The sequence below is a fragment of the Flavobacterium hibernum genome (assembly GCF_000832125.1).
Classification (GTDB): Bacteria; Bacteroidota; Bacteroidia; order Flavobacteriales; family Flavobacteriaceae; genus Flavobacterium; species Flavobacterium hibernum.
In genome coordinates this window covers 43,624-63,503 of sequence record NZ_JPRK01000006.1, presented here as the reverse complement: position 1 = coordinate 63,503, position 19,880 = coordinate 43,624, and the positions used below count along the sequence as shown (strand labels likewise).

Here is a 19,880-nt window from a genome sequence, read left to right as displayed (position 1 = left end):
TTGGTTTTATTTTTGTTGACTTCTAAAAAAATGAGTTTCAAAGATAGCAGAATTACCCACATTATCAATTACTTCAATTTTTAAATCGTTTGCTCCTTCGGCAACCATTTCATCATCAAAAGTATATGTGATTTTTTTTGATTTATTTTCATATTCGAACAAAACCCACTTTCCGTTTAAATATCCGTTATAAGATTTAATTCCTGAAGATGAATCATTAATGATAAAATCAATTTTCTTAACCCCAGTAATCCATTTATCCTGTATTGGTTTTACAATTTTAATTGTTGGCGCAATAGTATCTAAAACCAATCCGAATTGTCCTAGAATTTTTGATTTAGCCGCAAAAGAATCACTTTTTCTCATTGTTCCGTTATAACTAACACTATTCCCGCTAAATCTTCCTACAAAAAGCTTATCTCTAAGCGCTTCCGGATATGAACTATCTTTAATTGTAACAATAAAATTTGAATGAACTGGCACGGTATCATCATGGATATAAATACGATTATTTTTAACATCGAAATTCAAATTAAAATCATCGTAAAAAGTTCCGGCAGGAAAAAACACCGACATATTATCTTTTTCGAAATTGGTATCTTTATTTATATTAATAAAATATTTTGAGGTTACGGGTTCCGCTTTTACAATTGGTGTAGCCGAGTCAAACTCAACCGGAACGGTTACGGTATTTAAATTACCGAAATAATCAGAAACTTCAATTCTATAAGTTGACGCTAAATTTGGCTCAACCGGAACAATACCTCTAAGCGCATCGGTTTTAATAATACTTAACGCAAAAGGAGTTTTCATAAACATCTTTTGAACACGTTGTCCCGATTTTTTATATCGACCATAATCAATTAGAGCATTTACATAACGCATTTCATCAAATGAATAGGTATTGAACTGATAATTATAATTTTGATTTCCGTTTAAGAAAGTTGAAACGTTAAATACTCCATTTTTATTAAATGAAACATCATCAAAATCGACAGCTACAATCCCAAAACCAATTTTTCCATTTGCTTTTACTTTGTTTGCCAAATATGTACCATCTTTTTGTAACGCAAGATTTAACAACAAAGGCTGTTTAGATTGATTTACTGTAGAATTATCCATTGGATAAACATAGACACTGGAAATAGTAGGTTTTTTGGTGTCTTTTATATTTTTATCGAATCCGAAAAAAATCGGATTAATAACAAATTCTGTTTTAGTATCACGAATTTCAAAATGCAAATGCGGACCTTCAGAAGATCCTGTGTTTCCCGAAAGCCCAATTATTTGCCCTTTTGTAACCGGCAATTCGTTTGGCTTTAGAAACATTTCAATTTCATATGCCTTTTCTTTATAATGCGTTTTTAATACATAATCCTGAATTGAACCTACTGTAGTCTGCAAATGTCCGTAAACCGAGGTATATCCGTTCGCATGAGTAATATAGATACATTTTCCGTTTCCAAAAGTTGAAATCTTTATTCGCGAAACGTATCCATCAGCAATTGCATGAACACTTAATCCTTCTCTTTGATTAGTTTTTAAATCGAATCCTGCGTGAAAATGATTTGGCCTTAACTCCCCGAAATTACCGGAAAGTTGCATGGGAATATCAAGCGGCGGACGAAAATCATTCTTAGGATATTGAGTTTGAGCAACGATCAAATGACAAAAAAACAGGGTAAATAAAGATAATCTCATAAGTAACATTTTTGCTAAGATAAAAAATTAACAAGCGAAAACCGAGTAAAAAGCCACAAAAATACAATCGATTGAATTTCATTTATTTGTCTATTTTTAATGCAAAAAAATCGATAAAAAATTGCATTAATAAAAAGGAATACTAACTTTGTATGATTAAGTAATGAATAGGATTTATAATGAGTGTAATTGCCGAAATAATTGATACTCTTGAATATAAAGTCGAAAAGCTCTTTGAGAAGTCAAAAAGCTTAGAGAAAAACAATCAGGTTTTACGATTAGAACTAGCCAAAGCTACGCAAACCATCCAGAAACAATCTGAAGAAATGGAAGCTTTGAAGAAGCAATATGAAACACTAAAAATAGCCAATTCGTTGCTCGGCAGCGACAATAATAAGAGAGAGACTAAGCTTAAAATAAATTCATTAATTCGCGAAATTGATTACTGCATAGCACAACTATCAGATTAGAAAGACATGGACGGAAAGCTAAGAATTAAAATATCAATTGCAGACAGAGTTTACCCATTAACGGTAGAACCAACTCAGGAAGAAGGACTTAGAAGTGCTTCTAAAAAAATTGATGCTATGATCAAGCAATTCGAAGAAAGTTACGCGGTTCGTGATAAACAAGATGTTCTGGCTATGTGTGCATTGCAATTTGCATCGCAAGTAGAACAAAAACAAATTGATAACGCAATCGATGGAGAAGAAACCATTGAAAGAATTAAAAGATTAAATTCGCTATTAGATCAATATCTCGAAAATTAAACGTTCTTTACAGAAACTAAGATACTGCCTACATTAGTTCACAATTGGTAAACTCAACACTAACAATTTAGAATGAGCAAATCGTCGCTACTATAGTATGCCCAGCTTTGACCGGGAAACTTGAACAGTGAGTTAGCTCAAAACTTGTCTTTACGAGTTTATTCAAGCAATTAATGTAGGCTTTTTTTATATATAAATTTTAACAAACATGGACATAATAACGATCATTATTTCAGGTATTGTAGGGATTGCAGCAGGTTTTGCAATTGCTAAAATTATCGAAAAAAGCAATATTTCTAATTTAATTAAAAACGCTAAAAAAGAAGCAGCCTCAATTTTAAAAGATGCTAATCTAGAAGCCGAAAATATCAAAAAAGATAAAATCCTTCAAGCAAAAGAGCGTTTTATCGAATTAAAATCAGAGCACGAACAAGTTATTTTAGCGAGAGACAAAAAAGTAGCTGAAGTAGAAAAAAGAGTACGTGACAAAGAATCTCAAGTTTCAAACGAACTTTCGAAAGCTAAAAAAGTAAACGACGATTTTGAATCTAAAACTCAGGAATACAATAATAAAATTGAGGTTTTAGACAAAAAACAAACTGAAGTTGATAAATTACACAAAAGTCAATTACAACAACTTGAAGTAATTTCCGGACTTTCGGCAGAAGAAGCAAAAGAGCAATTAGTTGAAGGTTTAAAAGCCGAAGCTAAAAGCAAAGCCATGTCTCATATTCAAGATACTATTGAAGAGGCTAAACTTACTGCGCAACAAGAAGCTAAAAAAATCATCATCAACACTATTCAAAGAGTTGGAACTGAGGAAGCAGTTGAAAATTGCGTTTCAGTTTTCAATATTGAATCTGATGATGTAAAAGGTAGAATTATTGGCCGTGAAGGTCGTAACATTAGAGCTCTTGAAGCTGCAACTGGAGTTGAAATCATTGTTGATGACACACCGGAAGCTATCATTCTTTCTTGTTTTGATCCTGTTCGTAGAGAAATCGCTCGTTTGTCATTGCACAAATTAGTAACTGACGGACGTATTCACCCAGCAAGAATTGAAGAAGTTGTTGCTAAAACAGCGAAACAAATTGACGACGAAATTATCGAAGTTGGTAAACGTACCGTTATCGATTTAGGAATTCACGGTTTACACCCAGAATTAATTAAAGTTGTAGGTAGAATGAAATACCGTTCTTCTTACGGACAAAACTTATTACAACACTCTAGAGAAGTTTCTAAACTTTGTGGTATCATGGCAGCCGAATTGGGCTTAAATGTTAAACTGGCTAAAAGAGCAGGTTTACTTCACGATATTGGTAAAGTTCCAGATACTGAAAGCGATTTACCTCACGCATTATTAGGGATGCAATGGGCTGAGAAATATGGCGAAAAAGAAGAAGTTTGTAACGCAATTGGAGCTCACCACGACGAGATTGAAATGAAATCATTACTTTCTCCAATCGTTCAGGTTTGTGATGCTATTTCAGGTGCAAGACCAGGTGCAAGACGTCAGGTTCTGGATTCATACATTCAACGTTTGAAAGATCTTGAAGAAGTTGCTTACGGTTTTAGCGGTGTAAAAAATGCATACGCAATTCAGGCTGGTAGAGAACTACGTGTAATTGTAGAAAGCGAAAAAGTTTCTGACGATAACGCTGCAAACCTATCTTTCGAAATTTCACAAAAAATACAAACCGAAATGACTTATCCAGGTCAGGTAAAAGTTACAGTAATTAGAGAAACCAGAGCAGTTAATATTGCTAAGTAATCTCATTTCCTTATAAATAACAAAGGGCTATCTTAAAAAGATAGCCTTTGTTATTTTATGTAGTCTCTAATTATTTTTTAAAGGTCATTAAAGGTAATTTTAAAACTCGTTCCTACTCCTACTTCACTTTCTACAGAAATACTCCCTTTCATAGCTTCAATTTGATTTCTGGTGATATACAAGCCAATTCCTCGAGCTTCCTGATGCTTATGAAATGTTTTATACATTCCGAATAATAACTCACCATAAACCTTTAAATCAATACCTAAACCGTTATCTGTAATCTTTAAAGACTTATGACCATCTTGTTCAATAGAAAAATCGAAAACAATAACAGGATCTCGATCAGGATGTGCATATTTTATTGCATTTGTCGCAAAATTCAATAAAACACTTTCCATATATGCCGGATTAAAATTAATGGTTAAATACTTCGGAACATTATTTACCATCGTAACATTCTTTTGTTTATCATAACCTTTAATAGTCGAAATTGTTTTCTCGATATATTCGCAAAGCTTCAAAGGAACAACAGCAATATTTATATTACTTTGGGTTTTTACGATTTGCGTCAAATTAGAAATCGTATCATTCAAGTCATTAGAAACCGTACGCAAATGTTCCAGCATTTCACTAACGGTTTGTTTTTCGATATCAGCATCAATAAAATCCAAAATAGATTTTATATTTCCTGCCTGAGTATTTAAATTATGTGAAACGATATGAGAAAAATTAACCAATCGGCTATTTTGTTCACTATATAATTTCATAGTTTTCAACAATTCTAATTCTTTTTCTTTTTGCAAAGAAACATCAGTATGAGTACCAATTACACGAAGTGGCTTTCCGTTTTCATCTCTTTTAATAACTTTTCCACGATCTAAAATCCATTTATAATTACCGCTTGAAGTCATCACGCGATGATAATTTTCGTAATACGGAATCTTATTATCAAAATGCTCTTGTATATCTGAATAGTATTTTGGAAGATCATCAGGATGGACAATTTTATCCCAACGTTCCGGATCATCAAAAATATCAGCCGAATCTAATTCTAGTATTTTTAGCGATAGTGACGAGTAGAAAACATTATTAGTAACCATATCCCAGTCCCAAATTCCAGCCGTAGATGCGTCAAGTGCAAACTGAAAACGCTCTTCAGAAATTCGTAGTTTTTCTTCTTTGTCTTTTAATTCTGTAATATCAGAAACATGACCATAAAAACTAACACTTCCATCTTGAGACGATTCTGTTTTTGAAGAAATTTTAAACCAACGTAAACCTTTTTTTGGTAAAACTGCTCTAAACTCAATTTCCCACGGCACTATTTCCTTTTTAGCTTTCACCAATGATTCAAAAAACATCTCTCGATCTTGCGGAAAAACTCGCTCGTAAATAATTAGTTTGATGTCATTTGAGAACATTTCTGATGTGAGCTCAAAAATTTCATCGGCAGATTTGCTGACTAAGGGAAAAGAATAATTGTTATCATTATCAATAACGAACTGAAATAGCAAATCAGGCATTTCCGCAAATAATTTTTTATAAAAATTATTTACCTCTAAGCAATCCTCATTTTCATATAAATCAAAAACCATATATTACTTATTTATTCAAATTGAATGATTCAAATAACATTTGAAAGAAAAAAATGTCGTTTGTCGATCTTATCTGCCTTTAATAGAAAATATCATACAATATAATTATTTTTGATTAGAAATCAGAACTCTAACAAAAAAATTATTTACGTGGATGAAAAGAATGCATGACTTCTTTTAAGAAACTTCGATCCAGATGTACATAAATTTCTGTTGTTGTAATCGATTCATGCCCAAGCATTAACTGAATTGATCTTAAGTCTGCTCCATTTTCTAACAAATGTGTTGCAAAAGAATGTCTTAAAGTATGCGGACTAATATTTTTATTCAAATTAACTTTTACAGCCAAATCTTTTATAATCGTAAAAATCATAGCTCTTGTAAGCTGATTTCCTCTTCTATTTAAAAACAAGGTATCTTCATATCCTTTTTTAATAGTAAGATTTACCCGAACTTCTTTTTGATAAATCTCCATATATTTTTGAGTCAGCTTTCCAACTGGCACAAACCTTTCCTTATTTCCTTTTCCGTGAATTTTTATAAAACCTTCTTCAAAAAATAAATCTGAGATTTTAAGAGAAACCAACTCCGAAACCCGCAATCCGCAACCATACAAAGTTTCCAGCATAGCACGATTGCGTTCGCCTTCATTTGTACTTAAATCAATGGCAGCGATTAAAGAATCTATTTCCTGAACAGCCAAAGTATCAGGCAACTTTCGTCCGGTTTTGGGAGTTTCAATTAATTCTAACGGATTATCAGTTCTATAATCCTCAAAAACTAAATAATTAAAAAAACTTTTTAACCCGGAAATAATGCGCGCTTGCGAACGCGGATTAACTTCTTTGGAAACTGAATATATAAATTGCTGAACAGTCTCGTCACTAATTTTTATGGGCGAAACCTCAATTTGATTTGTATCTAAAAAAAGGCACAATCGCTCAATATCGAAACCATAGTTTTCGATAGTATTCTTAGACAAACCTCTTTCGATTCGCAAATACGATTGATAATCCTTAATATATTTATTCCAATTCATAGTTACAAAGTAAAACATTTTTGAGCACAAAAAAACCTTCCAGTTATTGGAAGGTTTAATATATAAAACCGTCAAAAATTAAAATTTATAGTTGAAGCCAACATTAAAAGAATTTAGACTTTCGTTAGTATCAATTCCTTTGAAAGCAGCATATACTTCAATTTTTTTATTTTGATAACCAAATTTTGGCTGATACAAAACTCCACTATCTAAGTCGCCACTAACATTAATTGCATATCCTAAGTCTAAACCAGCAAACAAATTATCTGTGATTGAATATTGTGCAGTTCCAGCAACTGGAACAAAACCTTGATTAGCACTTTTTATCATTATGTAAGCCGTAGGTCCAACATAAGCTGTATATGTTTTGCCAATGTACATTGTATAACCAGTTGTTGCTCCGGCAGAAAATTCGTTTGATATTTTCCAAAGATAAGCAACATCAGCACCAAGATTCATAGAAAAAGCATCACTAGCTTCGCCAACAGCAAAACCTGTATGAACTCCAACTTTAAAATGCCCATCTTGAGCATTTGCAAAACTAAATGCCATAACCGCAATTACGGATAAAATAATTTTCTTCATTTCTTTTTTGTTCTTAGATTAAATTTATTCTTACAAATATAAAAACATACTTATAAAAAAATATTTTTATTTTTATTAGATATTTTGTAGGAATAAAAAAACCTTTCAAATTTTGAAAGGTTATAAAGAAAATCTGCTAAGTATTATTAGAATTTATATGCTAACGATAATGCAAAATTACTATTTTTAAAGCTTAAGTTATAGAAATCAGGATAGTCTGTAGGCACATCGCTATTATCAGCAACATTTGTCAAGCCAATTGTGTAACGCACACCTAAAGCAATATTATCTGTAAATTCATATCCACAACCTAAGTTGAGACCAAAATCTATTGTTTTATAGAAATCATGGATATCATCACCTTGATTTTTAGCAGATAATAAAAAACCAATTTGTGGCCCCGCCTCGATGGTAAAAGCATTTGTGATATAATATTTAGCTAAAACCGGAATATTTAAATAATTCAGTTTAATACTTGAATTCGAATCTCCATTAAACCCTTCAATAGTAGTTCCTTGTGTAGAAAACAAAAATTCAGGCTGAATAGCAATTTTTTTCGCAACTTTTAATTCTGTAAAACCTCCAATATGAAATCCGGTCAAAGATTTAACATCTTCCTGATAACCGGTAAAGTTTGAAATATTCACTCCAGCTTTGACACCAAATCTAACGGATTGTGCATTCGCAAATCCAAATGCCATACATGCGACAATTGTTAAAATATTATTTTTCATATCCTAAAAATTAAAATTAAAAAACAGAGAATATACTCATGCAAATACAAAAATTCACTACAAAATAAGTTTATCCATGTATTTTGGCTTTGTCACGTCTTATTTAAACAAAAAAAACTTCTTTAATTCTGGAAGGCTTTCAAAAATATATTTTAGACCTTTTAAAATTTATAACCTAAGGTTAACGCCAAAACACTATTTTTTGGGCTATCATAATATTGTTGCACATTATTAATATCATAATCTTCAATATTAGAGATACCTACTGTATAACGAAGACCTACAGAAACATTGTCTGTAAAATTATAACCGGCTCCAAAATTAAAACCTGTATCAGCAGATTTATAGAGATCCTTAGCATCATTACCATTATTTTTTGCAGACACTAAAAATCCAATTTGTGGTCCCGCTTCTACAGTAAACTGTTTTGTAACATAAAATTTAGCCAAAACAGGAATGTTAATATAATCCAATTTAGAATCAAAATTAGTCATACCAACTTCTTGTTTAGCGCCTTGAGTAGAGTACAAAACCTCTGGTTGAATAGATAATCTTTCGATAATTTTAATTTCGGCAAAGCCACCTACTTGAAAACCAACCAAAGATTTAGAGTCATAATAATTCCCTCCGGCAAAACTAGTAATATTAAGACCTCCTTTTATTCCAAATCTAGTTTGCTGAGCATTCGTAAATCCAAATGCCATTACTGCTATAGCAGCTAAAATAATTCTTTTCATTACAATTTTTTTTGGGTTTATAATACTCAAATATAAAAATTTTCTTCTTAAATAGTGATTTACTTCTAAATAAATAAAAGTACTAATGTATACACTTATCCATTTTAGCAAAATCCAACAAATTAATTTTCAACAACATAAACATAAAACAAAAAAAACCTTCCTAGATATCTAGGAAGGCAGAAAAAAAAACTTAAATAATGGAATTAAAAATGTAATGCAAAACCAACGTTAAACTGAAAAACGTCTGCATAATCATTTAAAGAAAAATTGTAACGAAGACCTGGCTCAACTGAAATATTCTTTCCTAAAAACAAAGCATAACCACCTTGTAGCCCAACAAAAGAAGCTGCATCAGCATTTTTTACACTTGCTCCAGTATAAGAAGCTTCAAGAGGAAATTTATTTAGTAAATAATACTTCGCACCTACTTTATATGAAAAAGCATTTAAACTGTGTCCAAGATCATTATAACCTAATCCAACCTTAACAGCAAGATTATCCGCTACAAAATATCCCCCTTCAGCGCCTAAACTCCATGTGGTTTCCCCATCAGAAGATGATAATTGAAAACCTGTAGCACCAACTTGAGTTGCACCAAATCCAGTATTAGTTTCAATTAACCATTTCCCTTTCGCTGTTTGTTCTTGAGCATTTGCAAAACCAAATGCCATTACCGCAATTACTGCTAAAATAATTTTCTTCATGATAAAATTTATTATAATTAATTATTCAAAATTAAGATTATACCTACAAAATTTCACCCACAAAAAGTTAATAAAATAATAAAATAAGACAAAAAAAAACGACTAAAAACAAATCTGATAATCAGCATTATAAAAGAAAATCAAAGTGTTTTTAATCCAAAAAAATAGATTTCAGTGGGAATTTTATTAATTATTTAATCCAAAATATAATGCAATAAAATGCTAAATATGTAGTTTTGAACTTTGAATAACATTAAAATACCAAATTTTAAAAAAACATTTTTATGAAGAAATTAATTTTAGCAGCTGTAATGTTCATTGCAACATCAGCTTCAATACAAGCACAATTTTTAAAAGTGGGGGTAAAAGCGGGAGTAAACTTTGCCAATCAAACTGGAGACGCTTCTTTTAGCGGAATAAATTACAGTAAAGATGGTATTACTAGCTATCACGCAGGTTTAATTGCCGAAGTTAAATTGTTAGAGAAATTTTCAATTCAACCAGAGCTTTTATATTCTACTCAAGGTGCTTCGTACAAAAATGCACTTGGAGAATTTAAAAACGAATTAGGATATATTGCAATTCCGGTGATGGCTAAAATATATGTAACAAAATCTTTAAGTCTAGAGGTAGGACCACAAGCATCATTTTTAGTAAGCAACAAGAAAGAATTTGATGTTCAGGATCCTAAAACTTTTGACTTTGCAATTAATGCAGGACTTGGTTTAAAGATAACTGAAGGCATCTTTATTCAAGGTCGCTACGGTTTTGGATTAACTGAAGTTTCTTCTAAAGCTGATCTTAAAAACTCTGTATTCCAACTTTCAGCTGGAATTATGTTGTTCTAAAAAATATATCACATACTTTTAAAAAAACCGTTCTAATAATTAGAACGGTTTTTTTATTTTTACAAAAATTACATTTATGAAAATCTGCATTATCAACGGACCTAATTTGAATCTCTTAGGAAAAAGAGAACCTGAAGTTTACGGAAGTCAAACTTTTGAAGATTATTTTGAAACGTTGCAACAGAAATTCCCAAACATTGAACTTTCATATTATCAAAGTAATATTGAAGGCGAATTGATTGGAAAAATTCAAGAAGTAGGTTTTACATTTGATGGAATTATTTTAAATGCAGGTGCTTATACTCATACTTCAATAGGTTTAGGCGACGCGATGAAAGCTGTAACAACTCCAGTAATCGAAGTTCATATTTCGAACACTTATGCACGCGAAAGCTTTAGGCATCAATCGTATTTATCCGGCAATGCAAAGGGCGTAATTTTAGGCTTTGGATTAAAGAGCTACGAATTAGCTATTCAATCTTTTTTGTAAAGTATTATTTAACAAATAATTAATAAGCTCAGATTTAACTTATTTTATTTTTGTAGAAAGCCACTTCTATGAAAAACTTTACTTTATTTGCCTTTTTATTTTTTTCTATTTCAAACTTTGCTCAAATCAAAGGAACTATTACTGACGAAAAAGGAAATCCCTTGCCTTTTGTTTCTGTCCTTGAAGAGAACACTTATACCAGCACAACTTCAAACGAACAGGGAAAATATCAGCTTAATGTAAAAGAGGTTGGTAAAAACAAGATTGTTTTTCAGTATTTGGGGTTTAAAACTCAAAAAACAGCGGTTGCTCCAGACTCAAAAATTATCCTTTTAGACATCAAGCTTCTGGAAGAAAGCTTTGCATTAAATGAAGTTATCATTGATCCTAAAAACAATCCAGCGAATGCAATTATTAAAAGCGCTATCGCTAATAAAAAAGATAACTCTGATAAAACAGCACGCTATACTGCCGATTTTTATTCGAAAGGAATTTTTAAAGTAAAGGATTTACCCAAGAAAATTCTAGGTCAAAAAATAGATCTTGGCGCCGATATGTCATCTAATTTAGATTCAACGGGAACGGGAATTTTATATTTATCTGAAACTATTTCGAAAATCGCTTTTGAAAAACCAAACAAATTAAAAGAGAAAATTATCGCTTCTAAAATCTCTGGAAACAACAAAGGCTACAGCTACAATACAGCAACTTTATCAACTTATGATTTTTATGAAAATACGCTAGACTTTGACGTAAAACTTATTTCGCCCATAGCCGATAATGCATTTAGTTACTATAAATATAAACTCGAAGGTAGTTTTTATGACGATAATAATCAACAAATTTACAAGATCAAAGTAACTCCTAAACGCGATAAAGAACCTGTTTTTGAAGGTTACATTTATATCCTTGATGACAGTTTTGCCATTTATGCAATTGATTTAGACATTAAAGGTTACCGAATGAAAAATGAATTTACGGAATTAATGACTCTAAAACAGAGCTTTAGCTACAATTCTAAAAATAAAATTTGGACCAAAAATGCTCAGACACTTTCTTTTAATGCTGGTATTTTTGGAATTAAATTCTCCGGAAAATTTAATTACGTTTATTCCAACTATGAATTCCCTGATTCTTTCGCGAAAAAAACTTTTGGAAATGAAATAGTAGCTTTTGAAGCCAATGCCAATAAAAAAGATGATGCTTTCTGGAATTCAATTCGTCCAATTCCTCTAACTATTGAAGAAAGTACAGATTATACTAAAAAAGACAGCTTACAAACCATCAGAAAATCACAAAAATATACAGATTCGATCGATGCAAAAAACAACAAATTTAAAGTTTGGTATGTTTTAATGGGATACACTCATAAAAACACTTTCAAAAAAGAAACCTTTGAATATAAAGGATTACTAAATGTAACTTCATTAAGTTTCAATACGGTTCAGGGCTTTAATCTCGATTCTGGTTTTTCATTTAAAAAAACCGATGAAGAACTAGGAAAAAGTACTTCGATAAGTACCACTTTCAATTATGGATTTTCGGATGAGCGTTTTCGTGTTACCGGACAAATTATCCACAAGTTCAATAATATAAATTACGCCACCATTTCGGCCACTGGAGGTACAAAAACCGCTCAGTTTAACAGTGCAGAACCAATAAGCAAACTTATCAATTCAATAAGCTCTTTGTTTTTTAAAGACAATTACATGAAATTGTACAACTTAGAATTTGCTCAAGTAAATTATTCACAAAACGTTATGAATGGCTTAAATCTAAATGGTAAAGTAGCCTACGAGCAAAGAAAACCTCTTTTTAATACGACCGACTATTCTTTCTTTAAAAGAGATGATACATATTCGTCTAATAATCCGTTGGCTCCGGACGATTATGTAAATCCTGCTTTTAACCAACATCATTTGTTTAAAGCCGCCATAAGTGCCCGAATTAACTTTGGAAACAAATACATTTCAAGACCCGACGGCAGATATAATATTAAAGATGAAAAATACCCAATTATCTTTCTAGCTTTTGAAAAAGCTTTTGCGGCTAGCGAGAAAAAATACGAATTCGTACGTTTGGGCGCGTCTGTACTATATGATGTATCATTAGGAAACAAAGGTGTTTTAGGAATGAATTTTAGAGCTGGAAAGTTTTTTAATGCCGAAAACATTTCATTTATCGATTACAGACACTTTAATGGAAACCAAACTCACATTGGAACAAACGAACGTTATTTGAATGTTTTTAACTTAATGCCTTACTATTCTAACAGCACAAATGATCGTTATCTTGAAATACATTCTGAATATAATGATACAGGATTTATCATGAATAAGATTCCGCTTTTGAATCTTTTAAAATCCACTATGAATATCGGATTTCACTCATTGGCAATTCCAGACAGAAAACCGTATTCTGAATTTACAATTGGTTTAGATAACTTAGGTTTTGGAAAATTTAAAGTTTTCAGAGTCGATTATATTCATTCGTATCAAGGCGGAATTCAGCAAAATGGTGTTGTACTTGGATTGAAGATTTTGAATGTATTAGATTAAGGTATTAAGGTATTCAGGAACAAAGGCTCAAAGGTTCAGAGGGACAAAGTCGAAACGTCTCATGAAACTTCGACTTCGCTCAGCCAGACAAAAAAATATCCTATAAAAAAAATCCGTTTACTCTAAAAGAATAAACGGATTTTCGTTTTTTTTACATTTCAAATAAAAACCTCAGCACATTTGAACCTTTGAACCTTTGAACCTTTGAACCTTTGAACCTCTAAGAGTGATAATCATCCGGTTCAATATGAATTAAAACGTTACCCAATTGAGGTATTTTTTCTTTTAATTTATCCTGCAATTTATGTGATAATTCATGGCCTTCTTTTACAGAAATCTGAGCCGAAACAATAGCATGAAGATCGACATGATATTTCATTCCCGCTTTACGTATAAAACATTTTTCGGTTCCTAAAATACCTACAACTGTTAAAGATGTAATTCTGATTTCTTCTACTAAATCATCATTCAAATTCTCATCCATAATTTCGCCAAGCGCCGGTCTGAAAATTTTATAACTATTATATAGGATAAAAAAAGCAGCAAAAAGCGCCGCCCAATCATCTGCAGATTCATAACCTTTCCCCATTATTAATGCAATAGAAATCCCGATAAACGCAGCTACAGATGTAATTGCATCACTACGATGATGCCATGCATCTGCCGCCAATGAAGAACTATTGGTTTGTTTACTACGTTTCATTACTAATCGAAAAGAATACTCTTTCCAAATAATAATAGCGCCCAAAACATATAAAGTCCAGGATTTTGGCAAATCGTGTGGATTCTGAATATTAGCAATACTTTCATATCCGATAATAGTTGCTGAAGTAATTAAAAATCCAACAACCAAAAATGTAATTAAAGGTTCTGCCCGACCGTGACCGTAAGGATGATTTTCGTCGGCTGGTTTATTCGAATATTTAATTCCGAATAAGACCAAAAATGACGAAAATATGTCTGTAGTCGATTCTATTGCATCTGCAATTAAGGCATAAGAATTGCCAAAAAAACCTGCTAAGCCTTTTACAACGGCTAAGCAGGTGTTTCCAACTATACTAAAATAGGTAGCTTTTATAGCTTTTTGTTCATTTGTCATTTAGACTATTTTTTTCGCCACAAATTTCACAAATTACACAAATACTAACTTTGTGTTTTATTTCCCTAATTTTAAAACTAAATTAGAGTAATTGAATTTCAAAAATTAAAAATTAGTGTAATTTGTGTAATTCGCGGCTAACTTTTTTACGCTCTCACGATTTTTGCTCCAATAGCTCTTAAACGCTCGTCGATACGCTCGTATCCACGATCGATTTGCTCGATATTTTGAATTGTACTTGTTCCTTTTGCAGAAAGCGCAGCAATCAATAACGAAATTCCGGCACGAATATCTGGAGATGACATTGTTGTTGCTTTTAATTGAGATTCAAAATTATGCCCCATAACTACAGCTCTATGCGGATCACATAACATAATTTTTGCTCCCATATCGATTAATTTATCAACGAAAAACAAACGGCTTTCGAACATTTTTTGATGGATTAACACATCTCCTTTTGCTTGTGTTGCCACAACCAAAACGATACTCAATAAGTCAGGTGTAAAGCCTGGCCAGGGTGCATCGGCAATTGTTAAAATAGAACCATCGATATCAGTTTTCACTTCATATCCGTCTTTATGAGCCGGAATGTAGATATCGTCGTTACGTTTTTCGATTGTAATTCCTAGTTTTCTAAATGTATTTGGAATCAATCCTAAGTTTTCCCAACTAACATTTTTAATCGTGATTTCGCTTTTTGTCATAGCCGCAAGACCAATCCAAGAACCAATCTCGATCATATCCGGAAGAATTCTGTGTTCGCAACCTCCAAGGCTATCAACACCTTCGATAGTCAATAAATTTGAACCAACTCCGGTAATTTTAGCTCCCATAGAGTTCAACATTTTACACAATTGTTGCAAGTAAGGCTCACAAGCTGCATTGTAAACTGTAGTTGTTCCTTTTGCTAAAACAGCAGCCATTACAATATTTGCTGTTCCGGTAACTGATGCTTCATCAAGCAACATATCTGTACCTTTTAATCCTTCTTTTGGAGATTCTACTCCATAAAAATGATCTTCTCTATTGTATCTAAATTTTGCTCCAAGGTTAATAAAACCTTCAAAATGTGTATCTAATCTACGACGGCCAATTTTATCTCCACCCGGTTTTGGAATATATCCTTTTCCGAAACGTGCTAAAAGTGGTCCAACAATCATAATAGAACCACGAAGCGCTCCTCCTTCTTTTTTGAAAGCTTCGGTTTCTAAATATCCAACATTAACCTCATCAGCTTGAAACGTAATCGAACCCGGTTCATTACGCTGAATTTTCACTCCTAAATTACCCAACAACGTGATTAATTTATTAATGTCAATAATATCGGGAATATTATTAATTCTAACTTTCTCTCCTGTTAGAAGCACGGCACACAAAATTTGTAATGCCTCATTTTTTGCTCCTTGCGGAGTGATTTCTCCTTTTAAAGGAATTCCTCCTTCGATTTTAAAAACTCCCATATATTCTTTTTAAGGTTCTGAGGTCCTGAGGTTCTAAATTTCTGAGCTAAAAATCTTAATAGCTTAGCATCTTAGTAGCTTAGTACCTTTTTATTTCTGATTGTTATTTTTTACAAAAGGTTTTTTACCCCCTTTATTGTTGTTTTTATTACTCTGAATTTTTGGCTGTCCGGCTGGCGTAATTTTGTTTGACATACGTTTATTGGTACGCATTAAATCTGTCGTGTTTAAAAGTTCTTCTGTACTTTGCAACAAATTAATTTTCCCACCAGATAATTCATATAGATGTTCAAAAATCACATCATCTTTTACGGTGTCTTTGTTCCAGCTCAAATACGACTTTTTCATATGATTGGCAATTACTAAAACCAATGCATTTTTCATTTCGCCATCTTCCCATTTATTAGCAACATCAATCATATATTTGATATTATTACCATAAAATCTGTATTTCGGAAAGTTTTGCGGATATTGTAAAACATCTGGTTTTAACTGCAATACATCGCGAGACGGAATTGGGTATGGCGATTCTACATCTAATTTAAAATCAGACATGATAAAAAGCTGATCCCATAATTTATGCTGAAAATCGGGCACATCACGCAAATGAGGATTTAAACTTCCCATAACCTGAATGATGTATTTTGCGGCTTTATTGCGCGTTTCAGCATCTTCGATTGCAGTAGCCTGATCGATCAGTTTTTGCAAATGACGACCGTATTCTGGAATGATTAAACGTTGTCTTTCAGAATTGTATTCTAAATTAAAAACAACATCATTCGCGACTTCTTTTTTATATTTTTCGTTCATAAGTTATAATGAAACTATACCCTCTATAGTAGAAACTTCTTTGTACTTGATAATCACTTGATCAGCACTATGCATGGTAACATCTATAGAAACGCTGGTAAATTTACCTGTTTTAGATTTTGTTGTTTTAATAACTGCTCCCATACCATCAAAGGATTTTTCAACTCGCTCTACATTATCATCTACAGAAGGGACAATGAATTTATACAAGTATTCTGCTGGCCAAGTATTTGAATTGTCCAACTCAACCTTTAATCTTTCGTAAAATTCGGCGGTGTTTTTTTCTTTATCGTTTTCCATTCGTAATTAAAAATAAACGCAAATATACGGTTTTGATTTCAGATTTTTTAGAATTTTTAATTAGAAAAAAGGTGCAGAGTTACAAAGGTGCAAAGGTGCAGAGAAAAAAACTTTACAACATTATTTCTTTGTAAAATTTCCTCTTATATTTGATAAAACATTGCTGCGAAATTTACACACAAAGTCACGAATCCACAAAGCCTTTCACATAAACCCTATATACTTTCACATGACAATTTTGTGTCTTTGCGAGATTAAAACATTATACCATGAAAAAAATCATCTTCTTACTTTTCATTATTCTCAATTTTCAAAATACAAAAGCACAAGAAATCAAAACGATGACTTATTTTCAAAATGACACCATCAAACTGGATTTGGATTTATACTTACCTCAGAAAAAATCTAATGAAAAAATTCCGTTAATTATTTTTGCTTTTGGAGGAGGTTTCTCCGGCGGAGAACGTACGAGCGAGAAAGATTTTGGAATGTTTATGGCAAAAAACGGTTATGCGGTTGCGAGCATTTCATACAGTTTATATATGAAAGGAAAAGATTTTGGTTGCAAAGGAACTTTAACCGAGAAAATAAAGGCAATTCAAATTGGTGTAAGCGATATGTGGCAGGCAACTTCATTTTTGATTGAAAATGCCAACAAATACAATCTCGATACGTCTAAAATCTTTATTTCCGGAATTAGTGCCGGTGCTGAAATTGGTTTTCACGCTTCGTTTTGGGATTACAAACTCATGAATTTATACAAAAACAATTTACCAGAAAACTTCAAATATGCCGGTTTTATTGGAGGCTCTGGAGCGATTCAGGATATTAATTTAATTACAAAAGAAAAAGCAATCCCAATGTTATTGGCACACGGAAGTAATGACGACACAGTTCCTTACAGCGCGGGCTCACATCGCTCCTGCCCTACAAATGCTTCGGGTTGGTTGATTCTTTTTGGCTCTTATGCTGTTTACAATCATATGAATGATTTACATAAGGACATTGAATTGATTACTTTTTGCGGAGGCGGACATGAGTTTTCAGGTTACCTTTTTCATCAAGGTCAACAATATGTTTTAGATTTTACGAATAATGTTTTGAAAGGAAAGAAATTCGAATCGCATATTATTATTCCTTCTAAGAAAAAAGATGCGGGTAATGGAAAATATTTGTTTTGTGAGTAATTTTTAAAGCTAAAACAATGAAAATTGACTACAAAAATTTTGAAATTGAATTACTTTATGATTATAATAACAATCGGGATTCAGTTATTAAACCAAAAAATAATCAAATTTATTTTGGTGGCGAGGAAAAAGTTCCAGTATACAGAAGTCGTCACTTTATCATACTTAAAGAATTTGGAATTGAAATTTCTAATATTACAATTTACCAAACCAATAGTATAAGTGGAATATTTGAAGATACTTTTATTGTTGAAGATGATAAAATTTGGGTTATTAGCGGCAATACAATCTATTGCCTAGAAATTCCCTCATTAAAATTAATCTGGCATAAAGAATTCGATTTAGCAACAAATTTCTCTATCCATAAATTAAAAAATGACTTTATTATTCGTGGAGAATTACTAATTTTCAGAATATCAATAGAAGGCGAAATTATTTGGAGTTTTGGCGGACGAGACATTTGGTTCAATCCTGAGGGCTATAATGAATTAACTATTGAAGACAATGCAATTAGATTATTTGATTTTGACTCTAATGAATATGTTATAGATTTTGACGGAAACCAAATAGAAGATATTCCAAGAATTTATGCTCAAGAAATAAAAAAGAAATGGTGGAGGATATTTGGCTAAAGCCAAACTCATAAAATCATTTAATTTATTGGTTAAAACCAACGGCTAAACATAAAAACATTCAAAACTTGCTACCTTCCATTTTATAACTGGACTAAAGTCCAACCCTACAATATTTGCCTAGCCCGCGACTCTTTTTGGTTTAAGTTCCAAAGGAACAATTCATTTTGTAGAGCTGGACTTTAGTCCAGTTGCGGCAATAATTATAAAAAAAATGCGAAATCATTCGCTCAAGGCAAAATAATCTTTTTAAATACAATAAGTTTAGGTAAATTTGCGCTTTATTTTACGAAAGTGCAAAAACAAATCATAGTTCTCATTGGTGGCCCGGGAACGGGAAAATCTACTCTTATCAACGAATTAGTAGCTCGTGGCTACTGTTGTTACCCTGAAATTTCACGACAAGTTACACTCGAAGCACAGCAACGCGGTATCGAACAATTGTTCCTGGAACAACCTTTGTTGTTTAGCGAAATGTTATTGGAAGGCCGTATTAAGCAGTTTAAGAGTGCACTTGAAGAACCTCATGATGTAGTTTTTATAGATCGCGGAATTCCCGATGTTACTGCTTATATGGATTATATTGGCGACGAATACCCGGAGCACTTTGTTAAAGCCTGTGAAGACTTTAAATATTCTAAAACTTTTATTTTACCGCCGTGGGAAGAAATTTACGAAAGCGACACTGAACGTTACGAAAATTTCGAACAGGCATTAACGATACAAAAACATCTTGTTGAAACCTATCAAAAATACGGATATAACTTAATTGAAGTACCTAAAGATACGGTTGAGAACAGAATTCTTTATATCTTAGATAAAATTTAGGCATGTTTTAAAGTTGTAAAACTAGA

Annotated in this window: 20 protein-coding genes; 9 read left to right on the top strand and 11 right to left on the bottom strand. The window is 32.1% G+C overall.

The features are described from left to right. Positions 1 to 6: 6 nt before the first annotated feature. On the bottom strand, positions 7 to 1,701 hold the full coding sequence (locus IW18_RS06910) for a M23 family metallopeptidase (protein ID WP_041516934.1): 1,695 nt from the start codon (positions 1,699 to 1,701) through the stop codon (positions 7 to 9). Between the two features lie 179 nt (positions 1,702 to 1,880). Here IW18_RS06910 and IW18_RS06905 point away from each other — a divergent pair, with 179 nt between their 5' ends. From IW18_RS06905 to rny, 3 genes are all read left to right on the top strand, one after another. Continuing rightward, complete coding sequence (locus IW18_RS06905) at positions 1,881 to 2,171, top strand: hypothetical protein (protein ID WP_041516861.1); 291 nt, start codon at positions 1,881 to 1,883, stop codon at positions 2,169 to 2,171. Between the two features lie 6 nt (positions 2,172 to 2,177). Beyond that, positions 2,178 to 2,471: a cell division protein ZapA gene (locus tag IW18_RS06900; RefSeq protein ID WP_041516860.1), complete on the top strand. Its 294-nt coding sequence runs from the start codon at positions 2,178 to 2,180 to the stop codon at positions 2,469 to 2,471. Positions 2,472 to 2,679: 208 nt separating this feature from the next. After that, on the top strand, positions 2,680 to 4,242 hold the full coding sequence (rny, locus tag IW18_RS06895) for a ribonuclease Y (RefSeq protein ID WP_041516859.1): 1,563 nt from the start codon (positions 2,680 to 2,682) through the stop codon (positions 4,240 to 4,242). 77 nt (positions 4,243 to 4,319) lie between these two features. On the opposite strand, the gene IW18_RS06890 is transcribed toward rny, so the two are convergent. From IW18_RS06890 to IW18_RS06865, 6 genes are all read right to left on the bottom strand, one after another. Next, complete coding sequence (locus tag IW18_RS06890; RefSeq protein ID WP_240475536.1) at positions 4,320 to 5,768, bottom strand: PAS domain-containing sensor histidine kinase; 1,449 nt, start codon at positions 5,766 to 5,768, stop codon at positions 4,320 to 4,322. Between the two features lie 214 nt (positions 5,769 to 5,982). After that, positions 5,983 to 6,879, bottom strand: a complete 897-nt coding sequence (gene xerD, locus IW18_RS06885) for a site-specific tyrosine recombinase XerD (RefSeq protein ID WP_041516857.1) — start codon at positions 6,877 to 6,879, stop codon at positions 5,983 to 5,985. A gap of 78 nt (positions 6,880 to 6,957) precedes the next feature. After that, on the bottom strand, positions 6,958 to 7,464 hold the full coding sequence (locus tag IW18_RS06880; protein WP_041516856.1) for a hypothetical protein: 507 nt from the start codon (positions 7,462 to 7,464) through the stop codon (positions 6,958 to 6,960). A gap of 146 nt (positions 7,465 to 7,610) precedes the next feature. After that, a complete protein-coding gene (locus tag IW18_RS06875; protein ID WP_041516855.1) occupies positions 7,611 to 8,198 on the bottom strand; it encodes a porin family protein in 588 nt (195 codons plus the stop codon). A gap of 161 nt (positions 8,199 to 8,359) precedes the next feature. Beyond that, positions 8,360 to 8,935: a porin family protein gene (locus IW18_RS06870; protein ID WP_041516933.1), complete on the bottom strand. Its 576-nt coding sequence runs from the start codon at positions 8,933 to 8,935 to the stop codon at positions 8,360 to 8,362. Positions 8,936 to 9,141: 206 nt separating this feature from the next. Further along, on the bottom strand, positions 9,142 to 9,642 hold the full coding sequence (locus IW18_RS06865) for a hypothetical protein (protein WP_041516854.1): 501 nt from the start codon (positions 9,640 to 9,642) through the stop codon (positions 9,142 to 9,144). Positions 9,643 to 9,926: 284 nt separating this feature from the next. Here IW18_RS06865 and IW18_RS06860 point away from each other — a divergent pair, with 284 nt between their 5' ends. The 3 genes from IW18_RS06860 to IW18_RS06850 all read left to right on the top strand — a co-directional run bounded on the left by IW18_RS06860 (position 9,927) and on the right by IW18_RS06850 (position 13,538). Then, the gene (locus IW18_RS06860) at positions 9,927 to 10,490 is read left to right on the top strand and encodes a porin family protein (RefSeq protein ID WP_041516853.1); all 564 of its coding nucleotides are present in this window, start codon (positions 9,927 to 9,929) and stop codon (positions 10,488 to 10,490) included. A gap of 76 nt (positions 10,491 to 10,566) precedes the next feature. Beyond that, on the top strand, positions 10,567 to 10,980 hold the full coding sequence (aroQ, locus tag IW18_RS06855) for a type II 3-dehydroquinate dehydratase (RefSeq protein ID WP_041516852.1): 414 nt from the start codon (positions 10,567 to 10,569) through the stop codon (positions 10,978 to 10,980). A 68-nt stretch (positions 10,981 to 11,048) separates the two neighbouring features. Continuing rightward, positions 11,049 to 13,538: a DUF5686 and carboxypeptidase regulatory-like domain-containing protein gene (locus IW18_RS06850; RefSeq protein ID WP_041516851.1), complete on the top strand. Its 2,490-nt coding sequence runs from the start codon at positions 11,049 to 11,051 to the stop codon at positions 13,536 to 13,538. Between the two features lie 220 nt (positions 13,539 to 13,758). Here the strand turns inward: IW18_RS06850 and IW18_RS06845 are convergent, their stop codons facing one another. From IW18_RS06845 to IW18_RS06830, 4 genes are all read right to left on the bottom strand, one after another. Continuing rightward, positions 13,759 to 14,637: a cation diffusion facilitator family transporter gene (locus IW18_RS06845; RefSeq protein ID WP_041516850.1), complete on the bottom strand. Its 879-nt coding sequence runs from the start codon at positions 14,635 to 14,637 to the stop codon at positions 13,759 to 13,761. 146 nt (positions 14,638 to 14,783) lie between these two features. Continuing rightward, positions 14,784 to 16,097: a UDP-N-acetylglucosamine 1-carboxyvinyltransferase gene (gene murA / locus IW18_RS06840; RefSeq protein ID WP_041516849.1), complete on the bottom strand. Its 1,314-nt coding sequence runs from the start codon at positions 16,095 to 16,097 to the stop codon at positions 14,784 to 14,786. 90 nt (positions 16,098 to 16,187) lie between these two features. After that, the gene (locus IW18_RS06835; protein WP_041516848.1) at positions 16,188 to 16,907 is read right to left on the bottom strand and encodes a DUF4290 domain-containing protein; all 720 of its coding nucleotides are present in this window, start codon (positions 16,905 to 16,907) and stop codon (positions 16,188 to 16,190) included. A 3-nt stretch (positions 16,908 to 16,910) separates the two neighbouring features. Beyond that, positions 16,911 to 17,207 (bottom strand): DUF493 family protein, encoded by a 297-nt coding sequence (locus tag IW18_RS06830; RefSeq protein ID WP_041516847.1) that lies wholly within the window; start codon positions 17,205 to 17,207, stop codon positions 16,911 to 16,913. Positions 17,208 to 17,476: 269 nt separating this feature from the next. Here IW18_RS06830 and IW18_RS06825 point away from each other — a divergent pair, with 269 nt between their 5' ends. The 3 genes from IW18_RS06825 to IW18_RS06815 all read left to right on the top strand — a co-directional run bounded on the left by IW18_RS06825 (position 17,477) and on the right by IW18_RS06815 (position 19,854). Next, a complete protein-coding gene (locus tag IW18_RS06825) occupies positions 17,477 to 18,394 on the top strand; it encodes an alpha/beta hydrolase family protein (RefSeq protein ID WP_041516846.1) in 918 nt (305 codons plus the stop codon). A gap of 17 nt (positions 18,395 to 18,411) precedes the next feature. Then, positions 18,412 to 19,026: a hypothetical protein gene (locus tag IW18_RS06820; RefSeq protein WP_041516845.1), complete on the top strand. Its 615-nt coding sequence runs from the start codon at positions 18,412 to 18,414 to the stop codon at positions 19,024 to 19,026. Positions 19,027 to 19,320: 294 nt separating this feature from the next. Continuing rightward, the gene (locus IW18_RS06815) at positions 19,321 to 19,854 is read left to right on the top strand and encodes an AAA family ATPase (protein WP_041516844.1); all 534 of its coding nucleotides are present in this window, start codon (positions 19,321 to 19,323) and stop codon (positions 19,852 to 19,854) included. The last annotated feature ends 26 nt before the right edge of the window (positions 19,855 to 19,880 follow it).